This is a genomic window from Flavobacterium ginsenosidimutans (assembly GCF_037478105.1).
GTDB classification, from domain to species: domain Bacteria; phylum Bacteroidota; class Bacteroidia; order Flavobacteriales; family Flavobacteriaceae; genus Flavobacterium; species Flavobacterium ginsenosidimutans.
This window is the reverse complement of record NZ_CP147988.1, coordinates 4,408,351-4,420,375: the sequence shown is the minus strand read 5'-3', so window position 1 is coordinate 4,420,375 and position 12,025 is coordinate 4,408,351. Positions and strand designations below refer to the sequence as shown.

5 protein-coding genes are annotated in these 12,025 nt (G+C 35.7%); all 5 read left to right on the top strand.

Features of this window, described 5'->3' with window-relative positions:
• The first annotated feature begins 179 nt into the window (after positions 1-179).
• The 5 genes from V6624_RS19175 to V6624_RS19155 all read left to right on the top strand — a co-directional run bounded on the left by V6624_RS19175 (position 180) and on the right by V6624_RS19155 (position 11,980).
• A complete protein-coding gene (locus V6624_RS19175; protein WP_338839837.1) occupies positions 180-2,930 on the top strand; it encodes a glycoside hydrolase family 78 protein in 2,751 nt (916 codons plus the stop codon).
• Between the two features lie 144 nt (positions 2,931-3,074).
• On the top strand, positions 3,075-4,220 hold the full coding sequence (locus V6624_RS19170) for a sialidase family protein (RefSeq protein WP_338839835.1): 1,146 nt from the start codon (positions 3,075-3,077) through the stop codon (positions 4,218-4,220).
• 159 nt (positions 4,221-4,379) lie between these two features.
• Positions 4,380-5,261, top strand: a complete 882-nt coding sequence (locus V6624_RS19165) for a sugar phosphate isomerase/epimerase family protein (protein WP_338839834.1) — start codon at positions 4,380-4,382, stop codon at positions 5,259-5,261.
• A gap of 152 nt (positions 5,262-5,413) precedes the next feature.
• Complete coding sequence (locus V6624_RS19160; RefSeq protein ID WP_338839833.1) at positions 5,414-8,143, top strand: alpha-d-galacturonidase; 2,730 nt, start codon at positions 5,414-5,416, stop codon at positions 8,141-8,143.
• 309 nt (positions 8,144-8,452) lie between these two features.
• A complete protein-coding gene (locus V6624_RS19155) occupies positions 8,453-11,980 on the top strand; it encodes a malectin domain-containing carbohydrate-binding protein (RefSeq protein ID WP_338839832.1) in 3,528 nt (1,175 codons plus the stop codon).
• The last annotated feature ends 45 nt before the right edge of the window (positions 11,981-12,025 follow it).

Genomic DNA, 12,025 nt, shown 5'->3' with positions numbered 1-12,025 from the left:
ATTAAAAATTGTTACGCAGAATTTTTCACGCAGATTTTAAGCAGATTTTAGCAGATTAAAATAGATTTTTTGATGCATAATCTAATCTGTAAAATGATAATAAAAATCTGTGAACATCTGCTTAAATCTGCCAAATCTGCGTGAAACAAAAATCATCGCAAAGGCAATAAAATAAAATCATGAAAAAGTTTTTTTTACATCTGACAATAATCATTTCACTTTTCACCATTTCGGCGAAAGCCCAAACCAAAATAATTGTGAGTGATTTAAAATGCGAAATGCTTACCAATCCAGAAGGAATTGACGTTTTACAGCCAAGACTAAGCTGGAAAATTAAAGCAAGCGTAAATGATGTAAAACAAACTCATTATCAAATTTTAGCTTCTTCATCTTTAGAAAAACTAAATGCAGGAAATGGAGATTTGTGGGATAGTGGAAAAGTGCAAAGCGATGAATCGGTAAATGTAATTTATAACGGAAAAAAGCTAAAAGATCGACAAGACGTTTATTGGAAAGTAACGATTTTTACCAATAAAGGAGAAATTCAATCAAAAGAAACAGCACATTTCAGCATCGGAATTTTGACTTATGCTGATTGGAAATCAACACGATGGGTTGGCTATGAGAAAACTTCTCCAGGAGATAGTATTTCGCAGTATTCGCGATTATCGGCCAGATATTTAAGAAAAGAAATCGACTTGAAGAAGAAAGTCAAAAGTGCCAAAGTTTATATCATGGGAATGGGCTTGTACGAGTTATACATTAACGGAAATAAAATTGGAGATCAGGTTTTAGCTCCCGTTCCTACGGATTATACGAAGAATGTAAAATACAATGTTTTTGATGTGACTTCGCAATTGCAGGAAGGTAAAAATGCATTGGGAACGATTTTAGGAAACGGACGTTTTTTTACGATGCGTCAAGATTACAAACCTTATAAAATCAAGACTTTTGGATATCCTAAAATGGCTTTGCAGTTGTTTGTAGAATATACAGATGGAAGCAAAGACGTAATCAGAACCGACGATACTTGGAAAATTACAACTGACGGTCCGATTTTATCCAACAACGAATACGACGGTGAAGAATACGATGCCCGTAAAGAAATGAAAGGCTGGAATACCATTAATTTCAATGATAAAAAATGGCTTTCGGCAGAATATGTTCAGGAACCGGGCGGATTCTACGAAGGACAGATTTCGGCGAATATGAAGGTAAAACGTGAAGTAAAACCTATTTCGATCAAACAGACACCAAAAGGAACTTATATCTTGGATATGGGGCAAAATATGGTGGGTTGGCTACAATTGAAAGTAAAAGGAAACGCTGGCGAGAAAATCACGATGAAATTTGCTGAATCTTTACAGCCAGATGGTTCGTTATACATTGCCAATCTACGTGATGCCAAAACGACTGATATTTATACGTTAAAAGGTGAAGGTGAAGAAGTCTGGGAACCTCGTTTTATTTTTCACGGTTTCAGATTTGTTGAAATTTCAGGATTTAAAACCAAACCAAGTTTAGAAAATTTCGTTGGAAAAGTCGTTTACGATGATATTGCTACAACGGGAACTTTTGATTCTTCGAACCCAATAATGAATCAGATTTTTAAGAATGCGTGGTGGGGAATCAGCGGAAATTATAAAGGAATGCCAATCGATTGTCCGCAGAGAAACGAGCGTCAGCCTTGGTTGGGGGACAGAACAACTGGAGCTTACGGAGAAAGTTTCTTATTTGATAATCAGACTTTATATGCAAAATGGTTAGATGATATTAAAAACTCACAAACCATTGATGGTGGACTTCCGGATGTTGCGCCTGCGTTTTGGCGTTATTATGGAGATAATGTGACATGGCCGGGAACTTATATTACAGTTGCTGATATGTTGTATCAACAGTTTGGAGATAAAAAAGTAGTGGAAAAACAATATCCGTCGATGAAAAAATGGATGGATTATATGGAAGAAAACTATTTGGTTGATGATATCATGACCAAAGACAAATACGGCGACTGGTGCGTTCCGCCAGAATCGTTGGAATTAATTCGTTCGAAAGATCCTTCACGTTTAACAGATGGTGAATTGATTTCGAGTGCGTTTTATTATCAGCTTCTAAATATCATGAAAAAGTTTGCTGTTATTGCAAATGCGCAAAATGACATTAAACATTATGACGAATTAGCTTCAAGAATAAAAAAAGCATTTAACGCCAAATATTTTAATGCAGCTAAAAACAATTATGCTAATAATACGGTAACGGCTAATTTACTGCCTTTAACTTTCGGAATGGTTCCAGAAGAATTAGAGCAAAAAGTTTTCGAAAATCTGGTACACGAAGTGGAAGTGACTAAAAACGGTCATGTAAGCACTGGGGTTATTGGAACACAGTTTTTAATGCGAACATTAACAAATTTTGGTCGTGGAGACTTGGCTTTCAAACTGGCCTCAAATAAAACATACCCAAGCTGGGGTTATATGGTCGAAAACGGTGCCACAACCATTTGGGAACTTTGGAACGGGAATACAGCAGATCCTGCAATGAATTCGCAAAACCACGTCATGCTTTTAGGCGACTTACTGATTTGGTATTACGAAAATATGGCAGGAATCAAAAGCAATCCTGAAACTCCAGGCTTCAAACAAATTATCATGAAACCTGATTTTAATGCTGGATTGACTTATGTAAATGCTTTATACGAATCGATTTACGGAACAATTAAAAGTGATTGGAAAAAAGATAAAAAAGCTTTGGTTTGGAATATTACGATTCCAGCTAATACTTCTGCAATTGTGTATTTACCAACAACGAATGTTTCAGCAATAACTGTAAATAAGCAAAAGTTAGATAAGACTTCTTATGTTTATTCAACAGAAAAAAATCAAACAGTAGTTACACTTTCGTCAGGTAATTATGCGATAAACGTTAAATAATTTACATTTTTAATAATTCGGGACAGTACAGGATACATTGTTAATTTTTTAGTGTTATTTTTACACTTAATAAATATTTTTGCCTAAAAAAATGTTGGGTATGTATTTATAGTCAAAAAAAATAATTCATAATTTAATTTAAGAATGAAGTTAGCAAAATTAGCATTTGTCTTGTTTGGACTTTTCCTTTTAGGAAGTTGTAAATCGGCTTTAGAGAAAAAGACTTGGAAAGAAGGAATTTTAGTAGATGAATTTATTTATGATAAAGCACCTTATCCGTCTTGCCACGCCGTTACAATTGTCGAAGCTACAAATGGTGATTTAGTTGCCTCATGGTTTGGTGGAACTCACGAAAGACACCCAGATGTTTGCATTTATGTGGCCATTAAACCAAAAGGAAGTGATAAATGGGGAGAAGGTGTAAAAGTTGCCGATGGTGTGATGAAAGAAGGGCCGAGATTACCAACTTGGAATCCGGTTTTATATCAAATACCAGGAGGCGATTTAATGTTATTCTACAAAATAGGACCAAAACCATCGGAATGGTGGGGCGTAATCAGAACTTCATCTGATGGTGGAAAAACGTGGTCTGAGGCTCAAAAAATGCCAGACGGTTTCTTAGGCCCAATCAAAAATAAACCAGTTTTATTAAGCAACGGAACTTTATTATGTCCGTCAAGCATTGAAGGCGACGGCTGGAGACTTCGTATGGAATCTACTCCAGATTTCGGAAAAACTTGGGTAATGGGCGATACGCTTCCAAGAGGAAAACAAAAAATCAATGCGATTCAGCCAAGTATTTTATTTCATAAAGACGGAAGCATCCAAGCTATTGGAAGAACTAGAAATAGAGCTATTTTCAGTACATTTTCAAAAGATAATGGAAAAACTTGGTCGGATGTAGAGTTAATCGGACTTCCAAATAACAACTCAGGAACAGATGCTGTAACGCTAAAAGATGGTAAACATTTACTGGTTTATAATCACGTACTTCCTCCGGGAAAAGAAGCAAAAGGGCCAAGAACGCCTTTAAACGTTTCGGTTTCTAAAGACGGAATTCACTGGAATGCTGCTTTGGTTTTAGAAGATTCAAAAATCAGCCAATATTCTTATCCTTCAATTATTCAAAGTTCAGACGGAATGGTGCATATCGTGTATACTTGGAGAAGAGAAAAACTGAAATATGTAAAAATCGATCCAAGCAAATTAGTGGCGCTTCCGATCAAAAACGGAATCTGGCCAGGCGACGAAGGAAAAGTAGTTACAGCGGTAAAAGCCGAAGAAGAGTAAAATAAATTGAACCATTAAGAGATTAAGAAAGTTAAGTTGCTGTATCTATTTATTCTTTAAAAAGAAAACTAAGCTTAATTTTCTTCATTTTCTAATGGATAATTATAAAAAGTATTGAAGCTTAATTTCCTTAATGCCTTAATGGTAAAACCAAATAACATGAAGCTAAATAAAAATTTAATTGTTGCGCTGCTTGTTGTTCTATCAACAACATTCAATAGCTGTGTAACGGCTCAGTCTTCCAAAAAACAAAAATATAAAGTGGCAGTTTGCGATTGGATGATTTTAAAAAGACAAAAATTAGGCGCTTTTGGTTTAGCAGCTGAAATAAAAGCGGATGGAATCGAACTCGATATGGGAGGTTTAGGAAATAGACCAACTTTTGATAGCAAACTAGGCGACCCAGTTGAAAGACAAAAGTTTTTAGATAAATCGAAAGAAACTGGCGTTGGAATCAGCTCAATTGCGATGTCTGGATTTTATGCACAGTCTTTTGCGACAAGAGAAATCACACCGATGATTACGGATTGTATCAAAGCTATGAAAGACATGAAAGTAAAAGTAGCTTATCTTCCGTTAGGAACACAAACCGATTTAGTTAAAAATCCAGAACTACGTCCAGAAGTAATTAAAAGACTGCAATGGGCAGGAAAAGAAGTTGGTAAAATTGGCGGTGTAATTGCGATTGAAACGTCTTTAGACGCGACAGAAGAGAAAAAGCTTTTAGATGAAGTTGCCTCAAAATATATTAAAAGCTCTTTCAATTTTGCGAATGCTTTAGATAATAAAAGAGATATTTCATCAGAACTAAAAATATTAGGAAAGAAATATGTAGCTCAAATTCACGCTTCGAATACCGATCAGTTTTGGTTAGAAAATGACAAAGCGATCGATATGCCAAAAATCAAACAAACTTTGGATGAAATGAAATGGAGCGGATGGCTAATTGTAGAGCGTTCTCGCGACGTAACGCAAGTGCATAATGTAAAAGCCAATTACGGAGCAAACGTAGCTTATTTGAAGAAGATTTTCCAGAATTAAACAATAAACAGTGATCAATATGTAATCGTTAAACAACACAATTTTTCACTATAAATCTGCCGAATTTGCTAAATCTGCGAGAGATATTTTTCACGCAGATCAGGCAGATTTAGCAGATTATTTTTAGAATGAATACCCAAAAACAGCATACTATGAAATATTTACAATTACTTTTTTTATGTCTTTACGTCTCTTTCGCGACAGCGCAGAACATCACAGTTGTGAGTGATCCGAGTTCGCCAAGAGCAAAATTTGGAGCAGAGAAATTATCAGAAACCCTTTCAGCAAAAGGATTCAGTGTAGCTTCTTCTGATAAATTCAAAAAATCAAAAGATAAAGTAATTGTAATTGGAGAAAAAGGAACCGATTTCTGGAAGGAAAATGCTAAAAACGCTAAAATTGACGATAGCAAATTAACCAAGAAAGAAGGTTTTCAGATTCGCACTCAGAATAACGTAATTTATATTGAAGGAACAGATGCTTCTGGAGCTTTGTATGGCGCATTAGAATTAACAGATAAAATTAAAGCTTCAGGAAAATTTCCTTCAGAAATTAATATTGACGATAGTCCAGAAATGGTTTTGAGAGGCGCTTGCATCGGAATGCAGAAACCGGTTTATCTTCCAGGTCGTGATGTTTATGAATATCCGTATACGCCAGAAACTTTCCCGTGGTTTTATGATAAAGCTTTATGGATAAAATATTTAGATATGCTGGTAGAAAACCGCATGAACTCTTTGTACTTATGGAACGGTCATCCTTTTGCTTCTTTAGTAAAATTAAAAGAATATCCGTTTGCAGTTGAAGTTAGCGACGAAGATTTCAAAAAGAATGAGGAAATCTATAAATTCTTAACGGTTGAAGCCAACAAGAGAGGGATCTGGGTAATTCAGATGTTTTATAATATTATTGTTTCTAAGCCTTTTGCAGAGCATTACAACATTAAAACTCAAGATCGTTCAAGACCTATTACGCCTTTGTTGTCAGATTACACGAGAAAATCTATTGCAGCATTCATTGAAAAATATCCAAATGTTGGATTAATGGTTTGTTTGGGAGAAGCAATCAATACCGTTGATGATGATGTAGAATGGTTTACCAAAACTATTATTCCGGGTGTTCGTGACGGTTTACAAGCATTAGGAAAAACAGAAGAACCGCCAATTATCCTTCGTTCTCACGATACAGACGGACCTTTGGTTATGGAAAAATCACTTCCGTTATACAAAAACTTATATACAGAAAGTAAATATACAGGAGAATCTTTAACGACTTATACGCCGGGCGGACCTTGGGGAGAAACGCACAAACAGTTGAGTGCCCTTAAATCAATTCACATTGAAAACGTTCATATTTTGGCTAATTTAGAACCTTTTAGATACGGTTCACCAGATTTTATTCAGAAAACGGTAAAAGCGATGCATAGTGTTCATGGAGCAAATGCGCTACATTTATATCCGCAGGCTTCTTATTGGGATTGGCCATATTCGGCAGATAAAACGAAATCGGGAGAACGTTTATTAGAAATGGATCGTGACTGGATTTGGTACAAAGCTTGGGCAAGATACGCTTGGGACAGCAAAAGAGATCGAAACGAAGAAGTTAAATATTGGGATAATGATTTAGCAGCGAAATTTGGAACGAGTCAGGAAGCTGCAAATAACATTTTAAAAGCGTACGAAGAAACAGGAGAAATTGCTCCAAAAACATTAAGACGTTTCGGAATTACAGAAGGTAACCGTCAGACTTTATTGTTGGGAATGTTTGAAAGTCAGTTGGTCAATCCGTCAAAATGGAGAGTTTATCCAGGATTCCACGAATCATGCGGACCAGCGGGCGAATTGCTTTTAGAATATGCTAAAAAAGAGTGGAATAAAGAACCGCATTCGGGCGAACTTCCAACGCAGATTATTGCTGAAATTACAGAACACGGAAGATTAGCTGTTGAAGCAATCGACAAAGCTGAAGCAAGTGTAACCAAAGACAAAGAAGAATTTGAACGTCTTAAAAATGATATGCATGCTTATAAGGCTTTTGCCGATTTCTTCTCAGAAAAAGTAAAAGCAGCTTTATTGGTTTTAAGATACAGTTATTCAAATGATATTACTGACTTAGACAAAGCTTTGCCTCATTTAGAAAAAAGTATTGAGTATTATGAGTTATTGGTAAAACTAACAAAAGATACGTACTATTATGCTAACAGTATGCAGACTGCTCAACGCCGAATCCCGATTGGAGGAGACGACGGAAACAACAAAACTTGGGCTGAATTATTACCGCATTATGAGCGTGAATTGGCTAATTTTAAAAGAAATCTAGAGAAGCTAAAATCTTCTAAAGATGGTAAAATTGAAACCAAAGAAGGAAAACCTTGGAAACCAGCCGAAGTAACTTTTATAGATGAAAAACCGGGAACTTATTTAGTGAAAACAGGGACAAAAGTGTATGGAACAGACATTTCTGAATTAACTAAAATTGCTCCAGAACTTCAGAATTTAAGAGGTTATTCTTTTGTAGAAAACGATCAAAACGAAAAAGGAACACATTTGAAGTTTAGAAATACAAAAGCGGTTAAATTAGTGGTAGGATATTTCAATTCAGATCAGAAGAGATTTTTATTACCGCCAAGTTTGGAAACAGACGCAGCAGGAAATGCGCACGGTCAAGCCGAAGTTATTCTGGCAAGTGCGATGAATTTGAAAGATTTGCCACGTGTAAACATTCATACGTACACTTTCCAGCCAGGCGAAAATAAATTAGATTTAGGAAAAGGGAAAGTATTGATTTTAGGTTTTATCGATGCAGATCAAACCATAACACCACGTGATGTTGGATATATAGATGCAGGAGAAAAAGCAGCTATTGACTGGTTGTTTTATTAATCTGCGTTCCTGCAAGGTTTTCAAAACCTTGTAGGTATAATAAAGTTTAGAAAAAAAAATAATTTGGGCGTGTCCCTCCGGGTCGGGCTGTACGTTCCCGCTTCCCGATGAAAAATCGGGAGAGCTCCACTGCCATCCCTCACGCAAACTCGTAGTTAATTTAGACCTAACAGGTTTTAAAAACCTGTTAGGTCTGTGTCAAAAAAACATATAAGTTTCCTGCAAGGTTTTCAAAACCTTGTAGATATCTAAAATGAACGTTATAAATAAACCTACAAGGTTTTGAAAACCTTGCAGGACATAGAAAATATGAATAGAATAGTTTTTTTTATTTTTTGTTTTTTCTCAAGCTTTTGCTCTGTTTGGAGTCAGAGCAAAGATTCGGGGAAGTTTCGTAAAGAAATTTCACTGAATTCGTCTTGGGAAACCGTAATACTGGATAATCTTCCGCTGAAAGAAGAAGATTTTGTAGAAAATCCAAAAACTGATTCCAATTGGCAAAGGGTAAGTGTGCCTCACAATTGGGATCAGTATTATGGTTTCAGAAGAACAAAACATGGAAATTTACATGGTACTGCCTGGTACAAAAAAACGCTAAAACTTGATAGAAAAGAGAGTTCAAAACAACATTTTCTCTATTTTGAAGGTGTAAGTTCTTATGCCACAGTTTGGGTAAACGGTAAAAAAGTGGGCGAACACAAAGGCGGAAGAACTACTTTCACCTTAGATATTACAAAATCGGTTTCTTTCGATAAAGAAAATATCATTTTAGTAAAAGCAGCGCATCCCTCTTTTATTGCCGATCTTCCTTGGGTTTGCGGTGGCTGTTCGGGAGAATGGGGGTTTTCTGAAGGTTCTCAGCCAATGGGAATTTTCAGGCCAGTTTCTTTGGTAATTACAAACGATATTAGAATTCAGCCGTTTGGTGTTCATATCTGGAATGATAAATCGGTTTCCAAACAAAAAGCGATTCTTCATACAACTACAGAAATCAAGAATTATGGCACTTCACCGCGAAATTTAACCATCGAAAATATTCTTTTGGATGCTTCAGGAAAGAAAGTTGTCATTACAAAAAGCGACAACAAAATCAATTTAGGAGAAACAAAAGAAATAGCACAAACCCTTCCTGAGATTCAAAATCCGAAATTATGGTCGCCATCGAATCCGTATTTGTATAAATTGGTGACTTCAGTTTACGAAAACGGAAAAATAATCGATCAGTTAACAACGCCTTACGGAATTCGCTGGGTAAGCTGGCCTGTTAGCCGTGACGGAAAAGACAATCGTTTTTTTATTAATGACGAACCTGTTTTTATAAATGGCGTCTGCGAGTACGAACATTTAATTGGAAAAAGTCATTCGTTTTCAGATGAAATGATTCATTCTCGAATCGAACAGATCAAAGCAGGCGGATTTAATGCTTTTAGAGAAGCACATCAGCCTCATAATTTATTATATCAAAAAGAATTAGACGAAAACGGAATTTTGTTTTGGAGTCAGTTTTCAGCTCATATTTGGTACGATACACCTGAGTTTAAAGAAAACTTTAAAACCTTATTAAGAGAATGGATTAAAGAACGTAGAAACAGTCCGTCTGTAGTAATGTGGGGATTGCAGAACGAAAGTACGATTCCGAAGGAATTTGCCGAAGAATGCACACAGATTATCCGCGAAATGGATCCGTTATCAGCTTCTCAAAGAATCGTAACAACTTGTAACGGAGGAGAAGGAACAGATTGGAATGTCGTTCAAAACTGGTCGGGAACTTATGGCGGAGATCCGTTGAAATACCATCTGGAAATGACCACTCAATTATTAAACGGAGAATACGGCGCATGGCGTTCAGCCGATTTACATACAGAAGGCGAGTTTGACCAAAAAGGAACTTTAAGCGAAAACCGTTTTTCTCAGTTAATGGAAATTAAAGTTAGAGAAGCTGAATCGGTTCGTGATAAAATTGCGGGACAATTCAACTGGCTTTTTGCTTCACATGAAAATCCGGGAAGAGTGCAGAATGGAGAGGGATTTAGAGATATCGATAAAGTCGGTCCAGTAAATTACAAAGGACTTTTTACGATCTGGGGAGAACCTTTGGATGCGTTTTATATGTACCGTGCGAATTATGTTTCGAACAAAACCAATCCGATGGTTTATATCGTTTCGCATACCTGGCCAAGCCGTTGGGAAAAATCTGGAATCAAAAACGGAATTGATATTTATTCGAATTGTGATGAAGTAGAATTGTTTAATGATGTGAATAAATCTTCTTTAGGGAAACTAAAAAATCCAGGAATCGGACAGCATTTTCAGTTTAACAAAGTCAACATTCAATACAATGTTTTGTATGCCGTTGGATATGTAAACGGAAAAGCAGTTGCCAAAGATTATATCGTTTTAAATAATCTACCAAAAGCACCAAATTTTGATGCTTTAACAACGGATAAATCAGATATTACAAAAGCAAAAAGCGGTTACAATTATATTTACAGAGTCAATTGCGGAGGTTCAGAATTAAGGGATTCTGCTGGAAACACTTGGTTTACCGATACACATAAAAACGGTCAAAATACTTGGGGTTCTTTATCATGGACCGATAATTTTGAAAAACTTCCAGACTTTTTTGCCAGTCAAAGAAAAACTTTCGATCCAATAAACGGAACAAAAGACTCAGAATTATTTCAAAGTTTTAGATACGGCGTTGATAAATTACGTTATGAATTTCCTGCATCAGATGGAGAATATTTAATCGAATTATATTTCACCGAACCGTGGTACGGAACTGGAGGCGGAATGGATTGTAAAGGCTGGCGTTTGTTTGATGTTGCAATTAATGATAATGTAGTTCTAAAAGATTTCGATATTTGGGCAGAAGCAGGACATGATAATGCGCTGAAAAAGACATTCAAAGTAAAAAGCACAAACGGAAAAATTGTGATTTCGTTTCCAAATGCAAAGGCTTCTCAGGCGATTATTTCTGCCATTGCCATTGCGACAAAAGACATTCACGCAAGACCAGCATCCGAATCTTCAAAAAACATTCAAAATCTGGTTTTAGATTCTTATCATAAAACCAACAAAGTAGCTTCATGGCTGGATATTAATTCAAAACAATATTCAGATTCTGATATTGTCTTTACCGAATTACCTTCGGAAGTTTTTGGAGCAGATTATTTACAGTTTTCATCTCATTCTAAAAATAAAGGTTCGTTTACAGCTAAAGAAGAATCGACTGTTTATATTTTAGTTGATGCTAAAATAAAGACTTTAAAAGGGCTTTCAGATTATAAAAAAATAGAAGAAAAAGCGAAAAACAGCAACGGAATTTCATTTGATGTTTTCACTAAAAAAGTAAAAAAAGACGAGAAAATTCTTTTTGATAATACTGAAATTATAAATACAATTGCCATTGTTCCAACTTACGATATGGGCGAAAAAGACGATTCGAGACCAGTTCTAATTATCGAAGCAGAAAAGACAAAAACAACAGGAACAGGAATCGAAAAAGGAAATTTCAAAAAAGCCGATTATATTGAATTCACTAAAAAGACCAATAACAGTATCGAGTTTGAAGTAAAACCTGGTGTTGCTGGAATTTATTTAATGCGTTTTAAATTTATGAATCGAAATGAAACTCCGTTGAAAGTGAAGTTTAAAATGGAGGATGCGTACGGAATTTTAATGCGAAATGACACGATTGAGTTTTTCTCTTCGCCTGAAAAATGGAAAATTTTGAACACAACTTCAGGTGGTTATATTAATGCTGGAACGTATAAGATTACGTTGGAAGGTGATGATTTGAAGGGATTAATGTTGGACAATTTCGAATTTCAATAGGTTTTATTTAGGTTCAAAGAGGCAAAGGGACAAAGGTTTAATTAG